A 22,878-nucleotide genomic window follows, 5' to 3' on the forward strand; every position below is an offset into this window, starting at 1 on the left:
ACTAAATCTCGTTTCTATTCGTCGTCAGAGACGCTCTGAATAATTAATTGAGGAGGTGAGAGCGGGGCACCTCCCGGGCCTGAAAGTTCCTGCACGGCGGTTGACTTCCCATAGCCGCGGTCAAGAAGTTCTTTAATTGCTGCAATGCGTGCCGTATCGTTTTTTGAGCGCTGGGCAATATCGAAAAGCATTTCTATTGCAGGCTTGCCGAATTGCTGAGCGATTGATTTTACTTCTGCCGTCGCTTTATTGAGGCTCCCTTTTTTCCGACCAGAACCCGCGGGTTTAGCCCGTGGCATGATAGGTTCTCCTTATCTATTATTATCTATTTCGATCTATTTTATTGAGAATAACGCCACAAACAGCGCAACGATGAAGCGGCGTCTCCATGAAGAGATGACCGCTTTTTAGGCAGCTATGCCTTGGGCGCCAGAATGTGAAGAAACAGAAGCGCATGAAACGGGTCATCGCGGATGCCATACCTTCCTGGAAACACACTAAAACACATTTAAGCTTGTATTATGTGTATTAAGTGTGTATATTTCATTCATGAACAGCAGAGACGTGATCAAGAAACTAAAAGAAGATGGTTGGTACCACGTCAAAACGACTGGTGATCACTGGCACTTCAAGCACCCAACGAAACCGGGCAAGGTCACGGTTACGCATCCAAAGCGAGATGTAAGCCGCTTGGTCATGAAATCTGTAGAGAAGCAAGCAGGGATTAAATTAAAATGACTCAGTATCTCGCTGTTATTAGCAAGGACCCTGACAGTGACTATGGGGTTCATTTTCCAGACTTCCCGGGCTGCGTGACGGCAGGGGAAACAATTGACGAAGCACGACGTATGGCTGAAGAAGCTCTGTCAGGCCATATTGCACTGATGCGGGAAGATGGTGACGTCATCCCCGCGCCATCGTCATATGAAGACATTATGAAAGACCCAGATAATCATGGTCTTTTTGTTTGTGAGATTTCGCCAGAAGACTATGACCCTATGGTGCGCGTTAACGTGACATTACCGCGATCGGTTTTAGAAGCTATTGGGAAAGGGCGTAATCGTTCGGCATTTCTTGCTCAAGCTGCCCGCGAGAGATTGGGGTTAGCAGAACGGTAGGATACAACTAATTTCTAGAGTAGCTATCCTCATATTCTTGCATCTCCATCTCTTTCGAGACGGCTTTATCGATCCTCTCCATAAGAGGGACGGGCACGGCTTGGCCCAATCGCCAGACCTGCCGCGGTTCGGTTATGAACGGGACACAACGCACGAAATCACGAGGATCAAGCCCGAGCAGCCCGGCGTCATAGAGGGATAGATGGACATCAGCGCGGTGTCGGGTATCTGGGCCTTTTTTAATCGGCACCATCACCACACGTCCTTGATGCCGCTTAATGATGACGTAAAGACCGCGTGGGCTAGATACAATTCTCCCGCGCCCTATCCTGCGGCCAGGAAGGAGAGAGAAAGAGAGCATGATTTTCTACCAAAAAACGGCTAATTTCTCAGTTTTTTCTTGCTTTTTTGTAGGTATGTTTCTATAAATAGAAACAAGGGGAGCCCATAAGGGGCACCCGACGGACTAGAAAGGGTCGAAAATGAGTAACAAGAAAGAAAACTTACTGTTTATCATGGCGCTTATCGGCGCTGTAGGAACGGTTATTCAGACAGCTTTTGCTATCGCTGATCACATCAAAACATGGTTTAAGCATTGAGGGAGAGGGGAGAAACTCTCCCCTTTTGGGGAAGTGGCATGACTGAGAAACTAATAGACTATTTGAGCGATAAGCCTTCTCGTTTTGTGATCGCTATGGCGGCACTTTTTGTTGTGGCCTTCGTTGGCCGCCTATGGTGGAATTTCGCATGACAGAAGGGAAACGCTTAACAATTGATCAGCTAGCGCGCGCCGGTCAAGCCGCGTTTGGTGAGCGTTGGCAAACGGCGCTTGCGAATGTCTTAAATGTTAATTCTAGCCGGATTAGGGGAGTCCTAGCGGGGAAAAGACTTCCTCCGCCTGGTTGGACCCCTGAAATTATAGAGCTGTTACGGAGGCGCTCCCAAGAATGCCTAGATATGGAGCGCGCCCTGGAAAATGAGCTTAATTCTGGCAACGCGCCTGATAGGGATTAACTCAATTTCTCAGAGGTCTCTAAAGTGACACAGTGGCGTGACGAACCCCGTAAAAAGTACAAAAAACCGCCGTTTTATAGAGAATTTGAGTCGACTCATTATATAAGGGTACGATATAGAGGCACCTGTCCTTTTTCCCACCCCGGGATTTAGGACTTTTCACCGGTAGCGGGGCTGCAACCCTGCTACCATTTTCCAAACTCACAGCACGTTTCTGTGCTGCTCAAGGACAGGTGCTGTTTTGTCTGTATCGATACCAACCACACACCCATTCGGGTTTAGCGTTCGTATCATTATAGGTATACACCCTATGCCTGCGAGACAGAGCACAGAAGCGACGCTGTGTCAATAGTGAGACACAATTATGTCAACTCCAAGCGTTCCAGACCTTATAATGCAAGGGATAACACAACATCGCTGCTTATCTATTGTGTATAATGGCATCGGGAGGGTTATCGAACCCTATACCATAGGTATTTCTCGGGCGAGCAATCCCGTGGTTCGTGCGTGGCAGGTTAGTGGAGCAAGTATCAGTGGGCAGAATAGCGGTTGGAAGCTTTTAGAAATAAGCAAACTCGGTAACGTGTTTTTGATGAACACCACTTTCCAACCCAACCGCCCGGGATATAACCCTTACGATAAAGGTATGATATCCATTTATCAAAGAATCTAAAGCCTCCACAATCGCATGTGTCTGCTAGTTCGGCGGGTTCATTATGGACGGCACAGTCTGACCAATGATCCATATTTCCCTCAAATAGCAAAAGAGAGGTGGGTTTTCTCACCTCTCTATTTTCACGCACTACAGCCGATTTTATGGAAATCATGACACGTTTTTTCTAAACGTACAAGTGTCTTTTTCTCGTGCTTCTTTTTTCTTTTTTTCGATGTAGAAGTTCCCTAGTTGTTCTAGGAGTAGAGCGCATTGAGAGCGCGCATATTTGTGAGCGTCTGGCTGTTTTTTTTGTGGCCAGAGCGTCGTTCCCAAAGCCGAAAAGCTCAGTCCGTCAACGAGCAGCATTTTAAGCCGCATGTGAGAGCACAAGCCCAGCGCTTGGGTTACTTCGCTGAGCCGTTCGCCCGCCTTAGCGCGTGCAATCGCAAATGTGTGTTCATCGCCCTTGATGTAATCAGCGGGGAGGGGCTCGCCTAATTCGTCAGCGTATCTATGCACACTGAAGAGGTAGTCTTTGAGCCACCGCTCAGATGCCGTGACAGCCTCCCCGTCAATATCCCCGCTATCGTGTAGCGCTTGCACGGTCTTCGATTTAACGCGGCGTTTACGCTTGCCCGTCCCAACTGTTTCGTAATCGGGTTTTAATATGCGCTCTTTGGTCGGTGGGATCGTGCTGAAGATGTTATCCGTCATAAGGCCTCGTTGTGGGGAATGAGTGGCGGAATCCAGTCAATTTGGGGGCGGCCAACATGTCCACGCTCCCAAACAAACCATGCATAGGCCGTTTCGCTGGTCGCGCGATCGGAGAAAATCCAAACACGAGAAAGAGGTGTCTCTTTTATCCATTGACTATGTTTCCTTCCTTCAAGAAAGGACAGTTTTAGGAATAGACATACGCGATCCTTGGTATGTTTTAACGCAAGGTCAGCGAGTTCTTGCGCCTGATCATAAGTCGGCTGTGAAACAACAGACACCAGTTCATGACCTAACTGAGGTATGGTATCCCTAAAATCGTATCCGTCACTGATATCCAAAGACGATATTCCCGATCCTCGGAAGTGAGAAAATGCCTTAGCAATATCCCGCTGGCCGCAGCAGGGATCTAGAACCATTCCAACGAAAGGCCTTTCGACGGCTAAGAAACGTTCCGTCGTGGAGATAAGTTCGTTGTCTGCTTTCCTATCAGGCAGTTTTTCTGCGTTCATCAGAGCGGGCATGTTAATGTTATCCGTCATGTGGCCTCGTCGGTGTGGGAGAGTGGCGGAAGTCGTCTATTTTGTGAAAACCCGACATGTCCATGCTCCCAGACAAACCAGGCGTAAAAGATCGTTCCTCCGTGTCGTTGTTTCTGGCCGAGCAAGTGGCCCGGTGTGCAACTGATTCTGTCTGCGGGGAGATAGATGCGCGCCAGGGGTGTTTTATCCAGCCATTCTGCCCGTTTACGCCCTTCTAAGAAGGCGATTCTCAAGAACAAGCACACTCGGTCAGTCGTGTGTTTTAATGCTAGCTCTGCGAACTCTTGCGCCTGGTTATAAGGCGGATTTGAAATAACGGACGACCAGCCCAGGGCCAGCGTCTCCCTGAAGTCGTTTACGAGAAACTCAGGGTCGCGCGAGACGAGATCATAGCCAGCACAAGAAGCGCAGGAATCAGGGGAAAGATGCCGCTTGACGGAGCGCACGACATTCCCCTGACCACAACACGGGTCAACAATCCGGCCAAAGAACGGGCGTTCTGCCTGCAAGAGCCGATCCGTTGCGCTTTCGGGTTCAACATAGAAATCGCTTTCTACTCGTTCATAAGGTGAACGGGTTGCTTTTGTCGTCATAAGCTTCGTATCGCCTTTACGAACAGGGCAATGCCAGACAGAGCGAAGAATACCGCCAATCCACCACCTGTTAGCTCCCAAAAAGCTTCCATTATTTCTCTCCCTCTGAAGTCCCGTGTAGATCGTCGTTTGATTGCTTTTTGTCTTTTTTGGTATCGTCTACCGTTTCAATTCCCAGACCGAACTCAGAGAGGAGCGTCGCGTCTCTGAGTGGATGTTCTGTGGTGTTGTCTGCCCAACTGTCACGCATGGCGAGAACGATCCTTCTGTTCTGTCACGCCCAGCGTTTCGTAAGCCTCTGGGCTTTGCTGTCTCAAAAACGAGAGAGCGGCGCGTCGTGCTTCTGCTGGGTGTGTGCCACGCAAGGAAGCGAGCTCTTGAAAGCCGTCTTCAGCTTGGCGGTGGTAGTTTCTGAGGCACGATTGAGCAAAGACTGAAAGTCCGCCCCCGTGTGAGGAAATGGCTCTAGTCGCTCGTTGCTTTTCCCACTTTTTACGTTGCGCTGCGCGGAGTGGTTCTGAAAACTCAGCCAATGCGGCGCATAGTTCGGCGGCTGAGGGGAAAAATGTGAAGCGACGGCGACAGAAACGGATGGCGTCAGCGCTCCATGCTTCGTCTGGGATGTTTTCTGCTTCCACCATGACGGCTACCAGCTCGGCCCAGTATCTTCCCCGATATTCTTCGTTTTTCTCGCGGAATTCCTTGCTATGGGCGACGTAAGAAGCAAGCTTCGTGAGCCACTGCCCAACGCGGCGGTTCTTGGCTTGCTGGTAACTGAGCTTTTGGTCAGCATTGAATTCGACAACGGTACTCACGCGAAATACCCCCCGTGGTTTTGAGGATGGCAGAGCGATTTGTATTCGGGCGGCAGCTCGGGGAGCTCGTCGTCGAAATCGTCCCCAAAGCCCTCGAATGGATTGCTTGGGGCGTGGCTGCGTTTGGTGTTTCCGCTAGTCGTCACGAAACTCTGCGGCTTAGAGGCTTGAGGCGAGCGGCCCTTGATCGGGAACAAGCCCTGCCAGCCGTTTTGCGTTGATTGGTCCAGGACTTCCCCAGGATCGTTTCCAGCATCGCGCAGCTTGGCGAGTTCTTTGACGGACAGCTCAAGGGCTCGTTGTGTCGCCGGGCGCTTTTTCGCCCGACGCATCTCAACCCATCCCGCCCAGGCTTCAAGTGGGACCCAATCAGGCGGAGCGAATTTCTGAGCCGACTTTTTCGGCTTGGGGGATATAGGGGGAATATATTCTGGTTCAATGGTGGTTATATGGTGGTTAGGTGGGGGTGACACTGTGTCGTTTTGGGGTGACACAGTGTCGTCTAGGGGTGACACTGTGACGGGGTGACATGGTGACGGGGTTTCCGACACAGTGTCGCTATTTACTGTCCGTGTGTCGTTTTTGGTGTCAGAAACGCTTTCAGACGCGACCATTACATCAAAGCACAAACGGAAGCCGCTTTGCCCGTAACGTGGTTCTCTAACGATTAGCCCGTGGCGCACCAAAGCCTTACGAGCGCGCTGAATAGTGCGCTCTGACATTCCTGTGTCAGCGACAAGCGTTTTGAGCGAGGGGAAGGACACGTTGTCTCCTTCGCGTGCACAATCCGCCATAATAAAGAGAACGAATTTTTCGGATGTTGGGAGCTGCTGATGGCGCGCCCATTTCATAGCGGAGTAGCTCATCGTGGGCCTTCAATTTCGGTGATTGTCACGACGGTTTTCTGCTCACACAAGCGGCACTTAACGGCGTGATATTCAGTCGTGATGTGAGCTGGGGAATCATCAACGATGATACCGAGCCCATATTTGTTCCGGACGTGCCTGCGAGCCTGGATAACGGGCGTTGTGAGGCAATCAATAAGCTGCTTCGCGCCGCCGCCTTCCAGGTTGTCTTTGTCGGGCGTTCCTACGCTCCAGCGTTCAATGCGGATATGAGCATAAGGGAAGGGCTTAGAGGGGATATTCTGAGGCCCCCCAATGGCGGCAACGATGTTCGCCCGTAGAGATTTTTTTAATCTCGTGAGCGCGCGGTGATGCATCCGTAACGTCTTATTAAGAAGCGGATAGGGCGTGGGTAGCGTAAAGCTGATGGAGCGGGGCATTAAACATATCTCCCGCGCTTATCGCGTCGCCTGTAATCCTGTTTCTCTAGGGCTTCTATGTAAGCGTTTTTATGTGCGATAATCTCAAAGGCACGAACGACCTCGCCGTTAAGTTTCTGATTTTCCGCTAACAGCTTGGGATCAGGCGAAAATACCCGGCGTAAGAAGTTGATCATAGCCCGAGCGCCTTTCGATAAATATCAAGCAGCGTTTCTTGCTCTTCGACTTCTGCGGGTTCTTGCTTACGCAGGTTTAAGATTTGCTTGATGACTTTTACGTCAAAGCCTGCTGATTTTGCCTCGGTGAAAACATCGCGAATATCACTTCCCAACGCCTTACGTTCTTCTTCCAAACGCTCAACACGTTCAATGATGGAGAGCAGGCGATCCGCCGCAATGCCGCCGGTGTTTGTGTCATTAGTCATTGGCTTTGCTCTCTCCATCTTGAGAAGGAGACAATTCGCCAAGGGTATTCACGTTGAGAACTCGCGCTAGAGTATCCATGATTTCAATCTGTTTAGCTATTCCGAGTGTATCTTTCTGCTCTAAAGCCATGTGGAGAAGCCGACCTAGGAGATCTATAGAATTGTCAGTCATTGGTTACGTCCTTAAAACGGAATTTCATCGTCAAGAGGCTCATCGTTCCATTGGGATTCCTTGGAAGACTGGCGACTGCTGCTGCTTTGTTGAGAAGGAGAGCTTTCGTCGCGTTTGGGGGACGAAAGAAATTCGATTTCCCCAGAAAACCCGTTGATAGTTACTTCTATTGAGAAGCGTTTATTGCCGTTTTTATCTTGCCACTCACGATTGGTAAGCGGCCCTTCGGCACGGATTAGATCGCCTTTTCGGCAGTATTTTTCGCAAATTTCTGCGGTAAGTCCCCATGCGACGATTGGCGCCCAAAAGGTATTGGCTTTGTCGTTGCCGTCTTTGTCTTTCCAATTGCGGGAACAGGCGAGGCGTAGATGAGCTACCTTCACCCCGGTTTGTGTTGTGCGAACTTCCGGGTCTGCGCCCAGACGCCCTGTGCCGACCCAATAATTCTTATTACGAGCCATTAATTGCGCTCCTTTACTTGGAGCACTTCAAGACCGCGAATTTTAGTCTTGCGCATCTCAATCTTTGGATTGGAGCAAGCTTCAATTTCAGAGCAGACCGCGCCGGGCACAGGCTCCCAGCGGTTCGCTATTTTTGAATAACGCGCAATAGTTGCCCATTGCTTGGGGAAGGGGTTTTTCATTGGAATTCAGCCCTCTTGAAAGGAGGGAAATAACCCGTGGGGTTTTGTCCTGTCTGGAACCTTACACACCCACCATTAGCGCCGTGTTCTTTGCGACGTATATTTTTCATAATCCTGTAAATACGATGTTTTGAAATGCCCATTTTTTTGGCGATGTTTTTTTGGCTCAGCCCATCCATCAGAAAAGAACGCACCTGCGATATTTCCTTTTCAGTGATCGGAATGCGGGGAGAGGATAAAGAATTACTCATACCCGGCCTCCCCACTCACAATTTTTGCTAAACGGGCACGTCCACGCGATGTAATACGCAACTCATCAGAAAGGCGTGTTTCGCCTTCGTTAGTTGTGTAGGTACGCGTTACAAGCCGTGTGTAACCTTGCATTAATCCATAATGGGCAGGTTTAAGCTTTCGGCGCCCCTCGCTATCACGGCAGGCCCATCTTCGACTGATAAGAATATTGGCGACGGCTGTTTGCCCTATTTTTAGAAGGCGCCCACAATCACGAATTCCAATATCGTCCGCATGTTCTGCAACGACATCGTAAGCATTTGCCTTCGGAAGAAGCTGTGCATTTTGCTCAGATAGATCAGCGGCGAGGCGAAGTGCTTCGGGAAGCGTTTGTGGTATTTGGGGATGTGCTTGCGCTTCTAGCGCTATCCAACGATTGATGATGGCGTTTCGTAGTTTAACATTATAACCAGAAACCAGCGTTAAGGTGAGGTCTTTGGGAAGATTATAAAGAGGTTTTTCCCTGTTTGCCGCGTCTTTATAGATGCCCCCAAATTTGGGGGCATCTAATTCCAGCTCCAAAAACATCTTTTCGATGTCACGTATAACGTGATCATGCCGTTTGCCTGTCAGTTCTGCAATCTCACGGCTCGACATCGTGAGAGGTGTTTGGGTAGGGAGGCAGATCATGCCCGCTTCTCCTGTTGGGTTGATTGATCAGGAGTGGAATGGAAGAAGTCGTTTGCTGTGACTTTCCCGTTCGTGAATTCGTATATGCGGCGCAATACTCGAGCCGAGGGATGCCGATCACCAGAGTTATATCTGTAGATCGTTGCTATCCCTTGGACGCCGATACCATGCGCCACGTCTTGGTAAGTCAGGTTATGCACCTTCATATAATCAGCGAGTTTCATAATCGTATTTTGCCAAATAGGAAATATTAAGCAAGAATTTTTTGCCTGTTTGGCTAAAGATAATTTTTTCCAATTTGGATAAAATTAGCCATGACCCAAACACGTAACACGCAAAAGCCAGCTAAGAATTATCTTCGTGCCTATATCCAGGCTCTTGGCTTGACATACGAACAGGCAGGAGAGGTTGTAGGTCTTGCCGCCAGTGGTTTATCTCGGCCTGCCAATGGCGACAGGAAATTGCAGATGGAAATCGCGCTGCCTCTCTGGAAAAGCTTTGGGTTTCCAGAAGAGGATGTGGGGTTACTTTTTACGAAAAAGCCCACTCCTGAATATTTCGCCAAACATGGGATAGAGTGGAAAGGCCCCCCACCTGTTGGCAAGTCGCTAAGGCCTGTCCCAACATCAAAGATACGACAAATTGAGGTTATCGGGACGGTGCAAGCAGGCATGTTCACCGAAGCTTTTGAATGGGAGGCTTCAGAAAGATACTTGGTAATAACTCCTATTGATGATGGCTACCCGGCTTCTCTGCGGCGCTATGGCCTTGAGGTGCGCGGTGAGAGCATGAATAAGGTCTTCCCCTCTGGTTCGATGGTGTCCGTAATAGATTTTTATGAACTTGGGCGCCCGCCGGAGACTGGTGATTTCGTAACGGTGCACAGGCGCGACCCATACGGATCAGGCTTTGAGGTAACTATAAAAGCTCTGCAAGTCCGCGACGATGGATCGATATGTCTATGGCCTCAAAGTACAGACCCATCTTTCCAGCAGCCATTTGTCATCCCTGCACCTGACTTAGACTGTCCAGAATGTGCGGGTGCCCCTGATATCCAAGTAAAAGGGCTTGTTGTTGGTTTGATTAAGACGCGCTTGAAGGCAGTTTTTTGAGTTGGGGACAGTGGAATGAGTGAAGATAAATATGTTGTAAAAAGAGAGAGATATTTAAAAATACTGAATGTCTTAAATGAAAGACAAGGAAAGAGAGTATATGGACCCGAAATAACGGAATTATATGACATTGATGTATTGTGTACAAATCTTGAGTATTTACACGATATAGGATTAGTATATGCCAATATATTGCAAAGTGCAGATGGATATTGGAGTTTTGCGGATGCGCGTATTACCCCAAAGGGGATAGCTTACTTTGAAGAGGCTGGCGGTCTTTATAAAAAAGAGACGTCTGTGCGTATAGAAATAGAATCATCTGCTTTAAAAGAGATGTTAGAAGCTTATGTGCAGGCAACGACTAAGGATAAAACAGCCAAATCAAAGATGATGAATGCAATTAAAAGCGCTCCTGCTGAGGCCCTGAAAACTTTAGTAGGACGTATGTTTCAGGAAGGGCTTCAGGAAGTTCCTCATGTATGGCAGTTGATCGAATCAGTGCTCTCCCATTGATCGAGCCACAACTTGAGAATTCTATAAAACCACTACCGCTATAGAATCCGCCCATTTGTAAAAAGAGTCGTTTACTAAGATAGGGTATAGGCTCTTTAAACCGCCCCATAAAGAAGCTGCCATTTTTCGAAGTTTCCGTCCATAGGTGAGAAAGCTCGGCCCATGCTGTATTTTTCATTGTGACGCCCCTGGTTGAAGGTTTTACCCTTTTGTAGATGCTTTTGTATGAGAAGATATAATGCAATAAATTGCCATAAAGGCAAAATTAACGTTGCAATATTTTTCCAAATAGGCAAAATACCCTCATACACCACAACGCACCCGCACAAGGGTGCAGGGAGAGGGTAGATGCACAACCTATTGCAAGAGCAAAAAGAGCGCGAGCTGGGGCAGATGATCCTGGGCACGCACCCAGATAGTAATAAGCTAGATAAGCAGATTGATGTATTCAGAGTAATCCAGGATTACGGCCTGCGTCTGAAGGATATTCTTGACGCGTTGCCTCGTAACTTAGAGTGGTTGCAATCGTTCGGTGTATCAGACGCAACAACAGACCTCAGATTTGCGCTTGGTGATTTTGCAGGTACGATTGACGAAAAAGTCGCTCCTGCTTTGAAAGGTTTCACTGAACAAGAGGGCAGCAAAACGGGCCTTACTCTCACAAGGGCGAAGCCTGATAGCGATGATTTTCATAATGCCTATAAAGCAATAATGAAGACGCATGCTGACTTAATCTCTCTCGAGAAGAAGCTCTACGCGAAAAGTTACGCTTCTAAAGATGAGGTAGAAGCAGATGCTCTTTATCAGGCCGCTACTGATTGCGGGGCAGCCGTAGCCGCCACTGACCCCAAGGACGGCATGAGTAATTTCCACGCGCTGTTCGGTCCTGAAGAAGAACCAGAACAACACGACAAGGAAGACGCCATCCATCAGGCTAATGATGTCCGCCGTAAGATGGCATACGAAGACAGGGCGGCGGTGTGATGACGGCTATTTTACTGAATGAAAATGAGCAGAAACCCTATGTAGTTTCTGTCTCGGAATTATCTTTTAGCCTTGATCTCATGAACGACTATGTTTCGTTTGAATATACGCGAATGAAGAAGATTAATGAGTTTAAAGGGGAAAGATGGCCAGTTGATTTAGTCTTTCAACTTAAAGAGAAGATAAAATCTGCAATGTATATTTTGCAGAGATTAGAAAAACGTCTTCTTGTTGTGAGTGAAGAAGAGGAAAAACACTTATTAAAGTTGTTTGATATAAAGATCGACGAATTAAGGTACTCGTTAGTATCTGAGAAAGTATCAGAGAAGTATATCTCAATAATTGAGCCATTGCAGGGAATTATTGAAAGAGCGTCAGAACGCTCTTTAGCAGGTTCTTTGCAAGGAACAGACTGTCTTTACGTCACTTTAAATAAATAACCCCCAAATAAACGAAGGATTTTTCAGCATGTGCGAACACATGAACGGGGAAGCTGTATTCAAAATCAGCGAAAAGAGCCCCGTAGAAGAGCGTAAAGAGGCACGCGATAGCGGTATGCAGTGCCTCAAATCTGGCAACAAAGAAGGTGCCGTGCTGGCTTTTAGACGCGCCATGATTGCTAACATACACATCATGGGAACGCCTCGCAGTTTGGGAGGGCGGCCATGAGTGACATAGCAATAGCAGATAAAAAAATGCCTGCGGCCTCTAATGCAGAGCAGAATGGGCCTGCGTCACTTTTAGAGATCATTTCGCGGGCAGCGACAAACCCACAATGTGACATTGGGAAAATGCAGTCGTTGCTTGAGATGCAACAGAAAATTCAAGAGCGGCAAGATATCATGGAGTTTAATACCGCCATGAGTGACGCCTCTGGCGAGATCCCTCAGATACAGAAAAACGGGAAAGTAAGCTTAGGAGGGAAAGGGGGGTATAGCTTTGCTCGTTGGGAAGACATGGATAAGGCCATACGTCCCATATTGCGGAAGCATAACTTACGCCTTTCGTTTACAAGCCGGGCTTCTGAAGGTGGGGTAAAGACAATAATCGGCATCATAACGCATAAGAATGGACAGTATCAGACGGCTGAAATGGATTTGCCACCAGATGCGGGGCAAGGGCGCAATGCTATTCAAGCAGTTGGCTCTACCATTTCATATGCAAAGCGTTATTGCACTGAAATGCTGCTTAATATCGTTCGTACAGACGAAGACAAGGACGGCGTTTCTACGGTTCGTCCGCAGAACAAGGAAGTTATCACTCCGCAACAAAAGAATGCCATTGTTAACGCCCTGCAAAAATTAGAAACGGGGCCGGGGCAAATATTGTCTTATGTCGGAGTGGAAGCTTTAGATGATATCCCTGCAAACTACTTCAAAAGGGTGATGGATTACTTAGAGAAAAATATGTCTAAAAGAGGTATTAAGCCATGAAAATTTACAATGTAGAGCAAGGATCGGATGAATGGCTTTCCCTTCGTGCGGGCATCCCGACAGCATCTGAATTTAATAAGATCATCACACCTAAGACATGTAAGCCTTCTGCTTCAGTGCCTGCTTTTGCGGCAAAATTAGCGGTTGAAATTATACTAGGTATCTCTTTAGAGCGCGATTTAAGCCAGAATATGGACGTGCAGCGCGGTATTGAATTAGAGACAAACGCGGCAATGGCGTACGAATTCGAGACGGCAGAAACAGTGACTTCTGTTGGCTTTATCACGGACGATGAAGGAACTTACGGCGCAAGTCCTGACAGGTTTGTCGGAGAAGAGGGGCTTCTCGAAATTAAATGTCCGCGGCCTGAAAAACACGCTCTTTATATCATTAAAGGGTTTGGAGATGATTATTTTGCACAGGTGCAAGGTCAACTTCTCGTCACAGGGCGCCAATGGTGCGACCGTTATTCTTACTGCCCTGGGTTCCATCCTTATAGAGAGCGCATCACACGAGACGAAGCTTTTATTGAAGCACTCAAGAAAGAACTTGTGACGTTTCACGTCCTCAAAATGAACTACCTAGCTACATTGCAGAAGCAGGATAGGTGGGGAGAGGCAGCATGATCTACCATGACTTAAAACGCTGCCCATTCTGCGCGTCGGGCCATGTTGCTCTTGTCCTCACAAGCTCCCACACATACGACAAACGGTTAGCGGTTGAGTGTGTGAACTGTCATGCGAACGGTCCAATCTCAGATGAAGGGAAGAGTAACGAGGACGGAATTAAGGCTATATCTCGTTGGAACAAACGCCGCATTGAAACGAAAAATGAAAAAATCTTTGGGATAACCCTATGGTTTTTCATGATTTCGGTTTCGATGCTGGTGCTTAATTTAAAAGGATGGGTTGGGGTCTGGACCGTGTGGGTTTTCTTTTACGGAACCTTGTTAGTCCTGGCTATCAGGGAGTTAAAGCGGGGAAAGAGCCCATGAGTAACCTCCTAAAGCCATGTCCATTTTGTGGGTCAAACGACCTCGAAAATGAAGGTCTTCATATTTTTTGCAACTCCTGTGAGGCAATAGGTCCATATAAGGCCGGGGCGAACTGGGAGTTTTCCGCGCAAAACTGGAACAGAAGACATATTGAAGAAGACAACGAAACGCACGAGGGGGCAGAGTGATGAATAATCATATCGCCGCCTCGCAGGGCGGCGCTGAAATTATGACGCTGAACGATGTTCTGAAGAGGTTCCAAGGCCGTGTCGGTCGCACTCGCCTCATTCATCACATGAGAGATTTCCCTTCATTCGAGGGGAAGTCAACGCATGGGAGATGGGGGAAAAAATACATCTTTACGGAAGAACAATATCAAACATTAAAGCAGAGCCTATCATCATGCCCCTCAAGCTCATCAAACGCCCGGACTCAACGTTCTGGCATATCATCGGTACGGTCAACGGACGGCGCATACGCGAAAGCACGGGGACTTCTAGCAAAAAAAGAGCAGAAGAATATCGTGCAAAGAGAGAAAGCCAAGCCTGGCAGGAAAGCATCTATGGCGCAAAGTCGGTAGTTACATTCTCCCATGCTGTTCTTGCTTATTTGGAGGCTGAACCTAGAGGAGAAGGAACGAAGGCGTATCTCAGAAGGTTGCTGGATTTCTTTCATGATACGCGTCTAATAGATATTAACCAGGAAAAATTGGATGAGGCCTATAAAGTAATCTTAAAAAAAGGCATTCATTCATCACAAGCAACCAAAAAGCGGGCGGTCAATACGCCTGTATGTGCTGTGATGCGTTTTGCGGCGCATAGAGGATGGTGTGACCCACCTCTATTTGCGCCGGTAAAAGTGCAAACACAGCCGGTAAAGTTCTTATATCCAAAAGAAGCTATTCGTTTAATTGAGGAAGCGGCGGATCATTTAAAGCCTTTGTTTATTTTTTTGTTGGGCACAGGAGCTCGCGTATCCGAGGCTCTTGAGCTTGAATGGAAGGAGGTTGATTTATACGGTAAACAAGCGACAATCTGGCAGAAGCAGCAAAATAAACGGCGGCTTGATCTGCCTCCTATTGTTATTAAGACCTTGCAGCAACTACCACATCGAGAAGGGCGCGTTTTCCGTTCTACTTATCGTAGAACTAAGGCAGATGGCTATCATGATAATGGGCGCACAAGCGGAGGACAGTTTAAACGCGGATGGGCTGGCGCTTGTCGGCGGGCTGGTTTCTCAGGACAGTATAGAAAGTGGTCTCCCAAAGGAGAGCTTTCCCCGAGAGAACAGTTTGTGCCAGATATAACACCTCATATTATGAGGCATACATGGGCCACATGGAACTATTGCTTATATCGTGATCCTATTTTGCTCAGAGAAATGGGAGGATGGAAGACGCTGAAGATGGTTGAACATTACTCAAAGCTTATTCCGCCAGTTTATGCTGACGAAATTAGGAGCTTTTTAGGTGGGGATTTTCTGACACGAAATTGACACGGGAAAGGAAAGTAATTCTGTGAAATGTCAGAAGAACGCAGATTGTGGGCGGTCGTCCTCTACCTTGACATGGTAGGGGTCACAGGTTCAATCCCTGTTGCGCCCACCACCCCGACCGGATAAAATCCCCAGAAAATAGCTGTTTTTGCATAAATATTCTGCAAAATGAAATTCTTCTATTATCCATCTTATCCCGCTTTTTCACGCGAGTCTTTAGGACTTGCTGGCAAATTTCTGCACAGTCTCTTTGAGAAATTGACATTGGAGAGAGACAAATGACACCGGAGCGCTTCCGTGAGTGCCTCTTGCTCATGAGTTGGTCCCAGCGTGGTTTTGCTCGTATTGTTGATAGAGCAGAAGCGACGGTCAGACAGTGGGTGAGAGGGAAAGTCACCATCCCCTTCGATGTGGCAGAGTGGCTTGAGAAGGGAGTTCCTTTTATTGAGAACAATCCACCACCTATGCGCCTTCCTAAGTCTCAGTATGGAGCCCGAATGGCACGCATCAGTAAGGCGTTTCAGTGCCCTCTAAGGTCATGTAGCAGATCTGAAAGAGCTTCGTTCTTTTTTATAAAATCTAAAAGGAAATTCTCGTCTATAATTTGTTGTCTCCCATCTTTATACTTAGTTGAAAGAACCTGATTATCCCCTAATATATCGTAAGGTGCGGTTATTCCGAAACTGTGAATGATTCTATTTCTTATAGAGATTATTTCTACAAAGAGATTTGTTATATATTCTCTTGATTGGAAAGTTTCTTTTGCTTTTTTTACTATGGTAATAGTGTTTTTATCTATCAAAGAGTGCCAGTTGTTTATGCTTTTTTCATTTTTAAGTAGGAGTTCAATAATAAAGGAGTTGTTGGAATTAAAGACATAAATGGCTGTCCCCAATAACTCGCGATAACGCGCAGAAGGAAGGCTCATTCTAACATAAGGTTCATACATTGCTGAAAATTCTCCTATGATGCGTTCTTTTGATTTACGATATAACGATTTTACTTAAATAGCATAAGAAATATATCCAAATTATATAGAAAACATTTCTTATATGAAGTATGGGATTTCTTCATCATGGGGAAGTTGTATGTAGTTGTTCGGGTAGTTGGGGTGTTTGTTTATTATTACTTTTGTCGATTATCTGTTCTCATGCTTTCCCCCTTTTTAGGGCCCTATATATGGCCCTAAAAAGAAGAAGGCTTTTATCCAGCTATATTCAACAATTACGCTTCATGCGGGACGCCGTGACGGAGTAGTAACTCACGTAATTTTTTGACGATAGGGAAGACTTCGACATTATGATCTCCTCCCAGTTCTTCCCAAGCTTTCTGTTCCATTTCAACAATTTCCTTGTCCTCATGGAAGATGCGGTTGGTGAAAACGCCGAGTGCTGGCCAAATAATATCGATGAGGAAGGGTGTTTTGGGGCGTAATACAGATAAGAGGCCAAAGGTCTGGCAGCTTTTCCCCTCTGGGCTGTCTGGCACGTAGGCCGCAAAGAGCTCCATGATAAGGTCTCCATCTTTGTCGTGAATGTGGAGACTTTGATAGGGGTAGGTAGTGCGGATTGTAACGACTTCTTCGACTGGCTGTACCTTGTTAGGGTCGTATTTATGTTTACCGAAGATGAGACGCTCTGCGAGGGGTTGTTGGTTTCCTGTCCGAGCAAAGCTGTAACGTGCCTCAACAAAATTATCGCCATTATCCCCACCTAGATAACGGGCTTTGATTTGTCCCATTTGTCGACGGTGTAGGAACTGATGGTTCATATCCATCAGGTTTTCATGCATGAAGGTATAATGGCATCTTACAGATGGGTTAAAGCGCCGTGTTTTAAAGGCTGGGTTATAAACCTGCGCAAGGCGTGGGAACGCGGCGCTGTCGGCTTTTTCGGGTTCCCCAGGGAAGATAAAAATCATGCCACCCGTTTCACGGCATGGATAGCTTTTTACGCAGTTAGGTATTCTTTCTTTGTTGGCGTCTTTCCCGAGGTAAGGAATATCAACGCACTGGCCTGCACGTCCATAAGCCCAACCATGGTAGCAACATTTAATACTATCACCTTCAACGACCCCTTTGCTGAGTGGGACTTGTCGGTGTGCACAACGATCTTCTAGGGCGAAAACACGGCCTTTTTTAGGGCGAATGAGTGCAATAGGGTGCTTACCAAAATACCGACCAATTGTTTTGCCGCGTTTGAGGTCTTTCGACCAGGCAATCGGGTACCAAAAATCAGGAGAAATATCAGTTAATCTAAGGTCATTTGTTGTGTTCACGTCAGGGTACTCATGTTCGAATAAAAGACTGATTAGTAATAGCGCATAATTTTCATAAAGGGAGGGTTTTGAAAGTATCATATCAATAAAAATTTACTATTTATTATGGATGTTAGAGTGGTATTATTTATAGAACCAATTTAGTCTTATTTTTAATTTTGAGATATATTTTCGTTGCTAAAATATAAGGATTTTTCATTCAGGATATGCAAGAAAGTGGAGGATGAATGCTTTTTTTGATTTTTGATATATTGATGGTAGTCTTTAGGTTGAGACTGGCTATATGTTCAGTCGTATAGTGTATTGAGATGAAGAGATTAATTTATAGTAGAGCCGGTAAACATGTATATATACCCGTTGCACTGATTGTGACGTATCAAAGGGGAGGTAGAGTACATTTTGACGGAGAGAGTTTTTTATAAAGTCAAAAAAGAGAAAGGGAGTTTATATATTTCTACTTAACAAGCTTGTTCTAGTTTCTGTTAGATAGAAAATATCACTGTTGAAAGTTTTTATTTAGAAGAACAAGTTGCACTCTACGGAACATAGCAGAAACAATTTCTTTCCCCTATAGAGTGGGTGACGCGCCGTGGTGCCTCAGATGAGGCCTGCCTTCTATTGGTCCGCCAGAACATAGGAGAGATATGTTCTGGCTACATCGCTAACAGAAGGCAGTTAAATATTTTATGTTAGTTTAGGAGAGCGTGAGTTAGCAGCTCCGACGCGTTTACCCCATTCGGTAAGAGCTTCCGTGCAGTCGCTACGATCAAGCTGACACTCGATCAATGTTGGCCCACGAGTGTTCTTTTTCGCTTTTTCGATCGCAGCAGCAAGCTCAGCGCCTGTGGTTGCTTTCAAGCCAAGGCCGTGTCCGCCACCTTCACCGCCAACGCCACCGTTGAATTGTTCAATAAGGCCAGCGTAGTTCCAGTTCTGGATATAATTATAAGGCCCGTCATGGATTTTTATTTCAATAACGTAGCCATAATTATTAACGAGGAAGATAATTACAGGCAGCTCGTAACGAACCATCTGTGCGACTTCCTGAGCCGTCAGTTGGAATGATCCATCCCCAACCAGCAGGACATGGCGGCGGTCTGGTGCTGCAAGAGCGTTACCGAAGATGGAGGGCACACTCCAGCCAATATGGCCCCATTGCATCTCGCTCTCTACTTTGGCTCCTTTTGGAAGGTTCATGCGTACAGCGTTGAACCATGAATCTCCTGTTTCAGCGAAAAGGGTCGTCTTACTATCAACTAGGTGATTGATTTGACGTGCCATCTCATCGTTGGTCAGGCGTTCGGAAGGAGACGCTTTCGGTAGGGTAGCAGGCTCATACTGACCCGTGAGGGATGCAGGTTTTTTCGGGGCTTTTTTTATCAGAGCGTCAACGAAGTCTTTGAGGTGGAAGCCTTCGAATACATGGTCGTTGACCGCTACGTGATCTGGAGAAACCTCTAGGACATTCTTCCCACGGACGAGACTGTTCCAGCCAACGGATGAGTAATCATTCCAGACAGCCGCAAGCGTGATGACACCATCCGCTTCCTCAACGAGCTTTTGTGCCCCTGGACTGCTGACTTCACCCCAATAGACGCCACGGAAGCCCGGGTGAGTTTCTGGGAAGTAACTTTTGGATGCTCCCATGACTGTCACAGCACAGCCGAGCTTATCAGCCAGCTTGACCGCGTCCTCTAGGGCATCAGCGGAACGGAGCTTGGTGCCGATAAGGATGACAACTTTCTCGCGTTTTTCAAGGAAGCTTAGGCTCTCTTTAAGAGCAGTAGCAAGGCTTTCTTTGTCAGGGGCGGGGTAAGAGAGGAGAGAAGAAACGGGGCCAGGCCGTGCGCAAGGTTGATTCGCTATGTTACAAGCGATCTCCAAATAAGCGGGTTTCTTCTCGCGGAGAGCTGTACGAATAACATGGTCAATTTGAGCTGGTGCATTCTCAGCAGACACGATGCTTTCTGCGGCTACCGTGACGTGGCGTACCATCTCAAGTTGGTAGTTATAGCTTGTGGTTCCAATGGTATGGTGCAGAATGCGCCCAGAACCGTGATCATTCGAGTTTGGGGCTCCAGAAATCAGAATAACGGGAAGATTTTCGGCATAGGCACTGCCAATTCCGTTCATAGCGGAAATGGCACCAACGCTAAATGTTACAATAGCGGCGGCCGCACCATTCTCACGCGCATATCCTTCTGCAGCAAAACTGCAATTGAGCTCATTACAGTTGTAGATCTGCTTAGTGCCGCCGTGTTCCAGGAGCTGATCAAGAAGAACAAGGTTGTAGTCACCAGCGACCGCGAAGTGGTGCTTCAACCCAATCTGACTGAGGCGCTCAGATAGATAATGCCCGACGGTAAACATAACACGCTCCTAACTGAAAAAGCTCTTAACGATGGAGCCTTATCCTTCAGGAGCAACTTTTTTAATGTCGTGTAAAGATAATTTTTACATTAAATAAAGATAATCTTTCTACAAAAAAATCTCAAGGGTTCGTTGATCAACGAATTGATCTTGCAAAGAATATTATCTGGATTACAGAGGGTTGAATGGATAGTGTATGTTGGAAGAAAAGAAGAAAAGGTCATCGCGTAAAGTATGTATGTAGTGCTTCTATAGGGCATCTAGTTTAATTGGGGGGGGGGTAGTCGCAAGCTGACTTATAAAATAATTTTAGTAACATCATAGAAAATGAGTATATGCTTTATCAGATTGTGGTCAGTATATTTTTATAAAAAAAGAGACGAGTTCACGTCTCGGACGACATGATCTTTTCCCATATGCCTGTCAGGTTGTGTCGTGGGCGTTAGTGAAAGAACCTTTTTCAGGTTTTCGGATGTTAATTATGCCCTTTCAGTTTATTTCTCTTTATGAGAGATTGGTCCGAGTTGACAGGGTTATGGCTGCGTCGTCGGGAGAGCCGTTTTGGAATTGAGTAATTAGGCTGTTGAAAGATAGAAAACAGCCTAGATTCCAGTAAAAAAGGAAGAGATCCACGTGTCTTTGAGGTTATTAGAGAACCCATGGCTTGAACGGCTTACTTTCATGCCACTATCTGTATTCTTACCATTTTGGGCGGTGTTTTTTTCGTGGGTTTGTTTCGAGAGTTTTCCGATTCCTTTTTTGGAATTTTCTTACTTATTTTTAGCCGGTTTCTTGTTGTGGACGTTGTTTGAATATCTTGCGCACCGTTTCATATTCCATTTGGAGCTTTCATCGCAGTTAGGGAAGTATTTTGTTTTCGTTATTCATGGAAATCATCATGATCAGCCCACTGATAAGCTGAGAAATATGATGCCTTTGGTGGTAAGTGTACCTTTGGCATTAGCGTTTTGGTATGTGGGTGAGTGGTGGGGAGGCCGGGTAGGGACGTCGGTGTTCTGTGGTTTCCTTGCAGGGTACATCACGTATGATGTGATTCACTATTTGTGCCATCAAATACGATTTAAACGAGGAATTATGGCGCGTCTGCGTCGTCACCATAATTTGCATCATTTTGCGTCGGCTGAGACGAATTATGCGGTGAGCAATACATTTTGGGATTATGTTTTTAGTACCAAAATGAAGAGACCCTCACAGCGTTCGTAATCGTGGATTCTGCTTTGGGTAATACTGGACGAGAAGAGGGAACCGGTGTAGCCACCTGACGATGATTCGTTAGGTTGTGTTTTTATTATGATGAAATTCTTGTTTTGGCCATCTGATGATGAACATTGTGTGGAGTGGAGAGGTGCGATTCTGGCAATGACGCTGTGCAATGTCGTGGCGTTTGTTCACGAAATGGCGTGTTTAGAACAAGGGACTGGCAGAAAACTGGGTATCGTCGAATGCAAAAATATGTCATGAGCGCGTATCAGTGACGTCTTACAAAGATGTGTTGTGCTGCTCTTTCCCATTCGTGAGCTTACTATCAAGAAAGATCTGACAGTTTATGGCTTTAGGACAAGTGACCCGAACTTGCTTTCATATTGGTATATCGAGACGTCTTTTATGTGGTCTCGTAAGCGTGGGGATGGGAGTTTTGAGTGGGTGCAGCTCTCTTCCCGATAGCGCCCCGACAGAGCAGGCTGTCCTAAAGTCGGTGAAGAAGCCTGAGACAAATCCATTAGGATTTCGTATCTTGCCTGTAACGCCTCAATTGGCAGCCATTCTTTCATCTGAGGTACCGCCAATTATCTCAAGCTTGGATAAAGCATCGAACAGGCAAGTGAGAAATGACCGAATTGGGGTAGGGGATGTCCTGACGGTGACGGTCTTTGAGCTTGGGAATGGGCTTTTTGCTTCCTCACAAAGTACTTCTGGTTCTGAAGGTTTGCCAGTGGGGCCTGCTGCGAGTGTAACGAACCAAAATCTTCCACCTACAGAGGTTGAAGCAGATGGAACGATTTCGATCCCATATGTTGGGAGGCTTCGCGCGGCGGGGTTGACGCCCCAAGAACTTGCAGGGAAAATTAGGAGTAATCTTGCTGGTAAGTCGCAAGATCCACAAGTCATGGTAAGAATATCTAACGATATTTCAAACACAGTTATTGTATCGGGAGAAGTTCATCGGCCAGGGCGGGTTGTTCTGAGTACGGCACAAGAGCACTTATCGGATGTGATTGCTATCGCGGGGGGGGCTGTAAATCCCCCAGAAGATTCCCATGTTGAGCTTGTTCGAGGTAAGCAGGTCGGTGAGACAGATCTAGGGACGTTGGAAAATTTTCCAAGTGAAGATATTCGAGCACGCCCAGGTGATAGAATCCATGTGATTTATCAGCCGCGTAGTTATACTGTTTTTGGTGCAGCTGGGTTGCAGGCTGTTGAGACTCCCTTTAAATCCCCTCATGTTTCTCTAGCCGAAGCTGTGGCGCGGGCAGGGGGGCCTAACGATAACCGAGCTGATCCAAATGCTGTTTTCTTATTCCGTTTTGAAGATCCTGTGGCAGCAAAAGCACTGAAGCTGGATACGCCCGCGACCCCACATGGGATTCCCGTCGTGTATCAACTTGATATGATGAACCCGAGTAGTTATTTCCTAGCGCAACGTATTCCTATGAAGACGAAGGACGTGATCCTCATTGCGACGGCTAAGAGCAACAGATTCTACAAATTTGTTCAGCTTCTTTCAACTATCGTAAGCCCAGGCATTACGGCGGCGAATATGTCACGGTATTAGTCGGCTGATTT

Annotated in this window: 33 protein-coding genes; 14 read left to right on the forward strand and 19 right to left on the reverse strand. The window is 46.8% G+C overall.

Annotated features, from left to right (window positions below; all coding sequences use genetic code 11):
* Nucleotides 1–14: 14 nt before the first annotated feature.
* Complete coding sequence (locus GS501_RS00070; RefSeq protein ID WP_160829866.1) at nucleotides 15–299, reverse strand: hypothetical protein; 285 nt, start codon at nucleotides 297–299, stop codon at nucleotides 15–17.
* Between the two features lie 250 nt (nucleotides 300–549).
* Between GS501_RS00070 and GS501_RS00075 the strand changes: the two genes are divergently transcribed.
* Together GS501_RS00075 and GS501_RS00080 are read left to right on the forward strand one after the other, a co-directional pair.
* A complete protein-coding gene (locus GS501_RS00075) occupies nucleotides 550–738 on the forward strand; it encodes a type II toxin-antitoxin system HicA family toxin (RefSeq protein WP_160829867.1) in 189 nt (62 codons plus the stop codon).
* Nucleotides 735–1,118, forward strand: a complete 384-nt coding sequence (locus GS501_RS00080; RefSeq protein ID WP_160829868.1) for a type II toxin-antitoxin system HicB family antitoxin — start codon at nucleotides 735–737, stop codon at nucleotides 1,116–1,118. The genes GS501_RS00075 and GS501_RS00080 overlap by 4 nt, the downstream gene beginning before the upstream one ends.
* Before the next feature lie 7 nt (nucleotides 1,119–1,125).
* Here GS501_RS00080 and GS501_RS00085 read toward each other — a convergent pair whose 3' ends face one another.
* Nucleotides 1,126–1,479, reverse strand: coding sequence for a hypothetical protein (locus GS501_RS00085; protein WP_160829869.1), 354 nt, complete (start codon nucleotides 1,477–1,479; stop codon nucleotides 1,126–1,128).
* 386 nt (nucleotides 1,480–1,865) lie between these two features.
* Between GS501_RS00085 and GS501_RS00090 the strand changes: the two genes are divergently transcribed.
* Entirely contained in the window at nucleotides 1,866–2,132 is a 267-nt protein-coding gene (locus GS501_RS00090) for a transcriptional regulator (RefSeq protein ID WP_160829870.1), read from the forward strand.
* Nucleotides 2,133–2,955: 823 nt separating this feature from the next.
* On the opposite strand, the gene GS501_RS00095 is transcribed toward GS501_RS00090, so the two are convergent.
* The 13 genes from GS501_RS00095 to GS501_RS00155 all read right to left on the reverse strand — a co-directional run bounded on the left by GS501_RS00095 (nucleotide 2,956) and on the right by GS501_RS00155 (nucleotide 8,896).
* Entirely contained in the window at nucleotides 2,956–3,501 is a 546-nt protein-coding gene (locus tag GS501_RS00095) for a hypothetical protein (protein WP_160829871.1), read from the reverse strand.
* A complete protein-coding gene (locus tag GS501_RS00100) occupies nucleotides 3,498–4,043 on the reverse strand; it encodes a hypothetical protein (protein WP_160829872.1) in 546 nt (181 codons plus the stop codon). The genes GS501_RS00095 and GS501_RS00100 overlap by 4 nt, the downstream gene beginning before the upstream one ends.
* Nucleotides 4,040–4,717: a hypothetical protein gene (locus GS501_RS00105; protein ID WP_160829873.1), complete on the reverse strand. Its 678-nt coding sequence runs from the start codon at nucleotides 4,715–4,717 to the stop codon at nucleotides 4,040–4,042. The genes GS501_RS00100 and GS501_RS00105 overlap by 4 nt, the downstream gene beginning before the upstream one ends.
* A gap of 10 nt (nucleotides 4,718–4,727) precedes the next feature.
* Nucleotides 4,728–4,886 (reverse strand): hypothetical protein, encoded by a 159-nt coding sequence (locus tag GS501_RS00110; protein ID WP_160829874.1) that lies wholly within the window; start codon nucleotides 4,884–4,886, stop codon nucleotides 4,728–4,730.
* On the reverse strand, nucleotides 4,879–5,451 hold the full coding sequence (locus GS501_RS00115; protein WP_160829875.1) for a hypothetical protein: 573 nt from the start codon (nucleotides 5,449–5,451) through the stop codon (nucleotides 4,879–4,881). The genes GS501_RS00110 and GS501_RS00115 overlap by 8 nt, the downstream gene beginning before the upstream one ends.
* Nucleotides 5,448–6,317 carry a helix-turn-helix domain-containing protein gene (locus GS501_RS00120; RefSeq protein ID WP_160829876.1) on the reverse strand — a complete coding sequence of 290 codons (870 nt, stop codon included), beginning with the start codon at nucleotides 6,315–6,317 and terminating at the stop codon, nucleotides 5,448–5,450. The genes GS501_RS00115 and GS501_RS00120 overlap by 4 nt, the downstream gene beginning before the upstream one ends.
* Nucleotides 6,314–6,736 (reverse strand): hypothetical protein, encoded by a 423-nt coding sequence (locus GS501_RS00125; RefSeq protein ID WP_160829877.1) that lies wholly within the window; start codon nucleotides 6,734–6,736, stop codon nucleotides 6,314–6,316. Before GS501_RS00125 ends, GS501_RS00120 begins: the two co-directional genes overlap by 4 nt.
* Nucleotides 6,737–6,908: 172 nt before the next feature.
* A complete protein-coding gene (locus GS501_RS00130; protein WP_202405245.1) occupies nucleotides 6,909–7,160 on the reverse strand; it encodes a DUF2312 domain-containing protein in 252 nt (83 codons plus the stop codon).
* The gene (locus GS501_RS00135) at nucleotides 7,153–7,332 is read right to left on the reverse strand and encodes a hypothetical protein (protein WP_160829878.1); all 180 of its coding nucleotides are present in this window, start codon (nucleotides 7,330–7,332) and stop codon (nucleotides 7,153–7,155) included. Before GS501_RS00135 ends, GS501_RS00130 begins: the two co-directional genes overlap by 8 nt.
* Nucleotides 7,333–7,343: 11 nt before the next feature.
* Nucleotides 7,344–7,793 (reverse strand): single-stranded DNA-binding protein, encoded by a 450-nt coding sequence (locus GS501_RS00140; RefSeq protein WP_160829879.1) that lies wholly within the window; start codon nucleotides 7,791–7,793, stop codon nucleotides 7,344–7,346.
* Entirely contained in the window at nucleotides 7,793–7,975 is a 183-nt protein-coding gene (locus tag GS501_RS00145) for a hypothetical protein (protein WP_160829880.1), read from the reverse strand. Before GS501_RS00145 ends, GS501_RS00140 begins: the two co-directional genes overlap by 1 nt.
* A complete protein-coding gene (locus GS501_RS00150) occupies nucleotides 7,972–8,226 on the reverse strand; it encodes a helix-turn-helix domain-containing protein (protein WP_160829881.1) in 255 nt (84 codons plus the stop codon). The genes GS501_RS00145 and GS501_RS00150 overlap by 4 nt, the downstream gene beginning before the upstream one ends.
* Nucleotides 8,219–8,896, reverse strand: a complete 678-nt coding sequence (locus GS501_RS00155; protein ID WP_160829882.1) for a Rha family transcriptional regulator — start codon at nucleotides 8,894–8,896, stop codon at nucleotides 8,219–8,221. The genes GS501_RS00150 and GS501_RS00155 overlap by 8 nt, the downstream gene beginning before the upstream one ends.
* 314 nt (nucleotides 8,897–9,210) lie before the next feature.
* Between GS501_RS00155 and GS501_RS00160 the strand changes: the two genes are divergently transcribed.
* Nucleotides 9,211–10,008, forward strand: coding sequence for a LexA family transcriptional regulator (locus tag GS501_RS00160; protein WP_160829883.1), 798 nt, complete (start codon nucleotides 9,211–9,213; stop codon nucleotides 10,006–10,008).
* Nucleotides 10,009–10,023: 15 nt separating this feature from the next.
* Nucleotides 10,024–10,521 (forward strand): hypothetical protein, encoded by a 498-nt coding sequence (locus tag GS501_RS00165; protein WP_160829884.1) that lies wholly within the window; start codon nucleotides 10,024–10,026, stop codon nucleotides 10,519–10,521.
* Between the two features lie 95 nt (nucleotides 10,522–10,616).
* Here GS501_RS00165 and GS501_RS00170 read toward each other — a convergent pair whose 3' ends face one another.
* A complete protein-coding gene (locus tag GS501_RS00170; RefSeq protein ID WP_160829885.1) occupies nucleotides 10,617–10,832 on the reverse strand; it encodes a hypothetical protein in 216 nt (71 codons plus the stop codon).
* A 37-nt stretch (nucleotides 10,833–10,869) separates the two neighbouring features.
* Between GS501_RS00170 and GS501_RS00175 the strand changes: the two genes are divergently transcribed.
* From GS501_RS00175 to GS501_RS00205, 7 genes are all read left to right on the forward strand, one after another.
* Nucleotides 10,870–11,505 (forward strand): hypothetical protein, encoded by a 636-nt coding sequence (locus tag GS501_RS00175; protein WP_160829886.1) that lies wholly within the window; start codon nucleotides 10,870–10,872, stop codon nucleotides 11,503–11,505.
* The gene (locus tag GS501_RS00180; protein ID WP_160829887.1) at nucleotides 11,505–11,945 is read left to right on the forward strand and encodes a hypothetical protein; all 441 of its coding nucleotides are present in this window, start codon (nucleotides 11,505–11,507) and stop codon (nucleotides 11,943–11,945) included. The genes GS501_RS00175 and GS501_RS00180 overlap by 1 nt, the downstream gene beginning before the upstream one ends.
* Before the next feature lie 40 nt (nucleotides 11,946–11,985).
* On the forward strand, nucleotides 11,986–12,174 hold the full coding sequence (locus tag GS501_RS00185; RefSeq protein WP_160829888.1) for a hypothetical protein: 189 nt from the start codon (nucleotides 11,986–11,988) through the stop codon (nucleotides 12,172–12,174).
* Nucleotides 12,171–12,938, forward strand: a complete 768-nt coding sequence (locus GS501_RS00190; protein ID WP_160829889.1) for an ERF family protein — start codon at nucleotides 12,171–12,173, stop codon at nucleotides 12,936–12,938. Before GS501_RS00185 ends, GS501_RS00190 begins: the two co-directional genes overlap by 4 nt.
* On the forward strand, nucleotides 12,935–13,564 hold the full coding sequence (locus GS501_RS00195; protein ID WP_160829890.1) for a lambda exonuclease family protein: 630 nt from the start codon (nucleotides 12,935–12,937) through the stop codon (nucleotides 13,562–13,564). Before GS501_RS00190 ends, GS501_RS00195 begins: the two co-directional genes overlap by 4 nt.
* Nucleotides 13,561–13,932: a Lar family restriction alleviation protein gene (locus GS501_RS10090; RefSeq protein WP_160829891.1), complete on the forward strand. Its 372-nt coding sequence runs from the start codon at nucleotides 13,561–13,563 to the stop codon at nucleotides 13,930–13,932. The genes GS501_RS00195 and GS501_RS10090 overlap by 4 nt, the downstream gene beginning before the upstream one ends.
* 402 nt (nucleotides 13,933–14,334) lie before the next feature.
* Nucleotides 14,335–15,426 carry a site-specific integrase gene (locus GS501_RS00205; RefSeq protein ID WP_160829892.1) on the forward strand — a complete coding sequence of 364 codons (1,092 nt, stop codon included), beginning with the start codon at nucleotides 14,335–14,337 and terminating at the stop codon, nucleotides 15,424–15,426.
* A gap of 520 nt (nucleotides 15,427–15,946) precedes the next feature.
* Here GS501_RS00205 and GS501_RS00210 read toward each other — a convergent pair.
* The 3 genes from GS501_RS00210 to GS501_RS00220 form a co-directional block, all read right to left on the reverse strand.
* A complete protein-coding gene (locus GS501_RS00210; protein ID WP_237442332.1) occupies nucleotides 15,947–16,354 on the reverse strand; it encodes a hypothetical protein in 408 nt (135 codons plus the stop codon).
* Between the two features lie 296 nt (nucleotides 16,355–16,650).
* A complete protein-coding gene (locus GS501_RS00215) occupies nucleotides 16,651–17,703 on the reverse strand; it encodes a Rieske 2Fe-2S domain-containing protein (protein WP_370517886.1) in 1,053 nt (350 codons plus the stop codon).
* A 684-nt stretch (nucleotides 17,704–18,387) separates the two neighbouring features.
* Nucleotides 18,388–20,073, reverse strand: a complete 1,686-nt coding sequence (locus tag GS501_RS00220; RefSeq protein WP_160829895.1) for an alpha-keto acid decarboxylase family protein — start codon at nucleotides 20,071–20,073, stop codon at nucleotides 18,388–18,390.
* 759 nt (nucleotides 20,074–20,832) lie between these two features.
* On the opposite strand from GS501_RS00220, the gene GS501_RS00225 reads away from it, so the two are divergent.
* A complete protein-coding gene (locus tag GS501_RS00225; RefSeq protein WP_160829896.1) occupies nucleotides 20,833–21,297 on the forward strand; it encodes a sterol desaturase family protein in 465 nt (154 codons plus the stop codon).
* Nucleotides 21,298–21,721: 424 nt separating this feature from the next.
* Complete coding sequence (locus GS501_RS00230) at nucleotides 21,722–22,867, forward strand: polysaccharide biosynthesis/export family protein (RefSeq protein WP_237442333.1); 1,146 nt, start codon at nucleotides 21,722–21,724, stop codon at nucleotides 22,865–22,867.
* Nucleotides 22,868–22,878 lie beyond the last annotated feature (11 nt).

This window comes from Saccharibacter sp. 17.LH.SD, from assembly GCF_009834805.1.
Lineage (GTDB): Bacteria > Pseudomonadota > Alphaproteobacteria > Acetobacterales > Acetobacteraceae > Saccharibacter.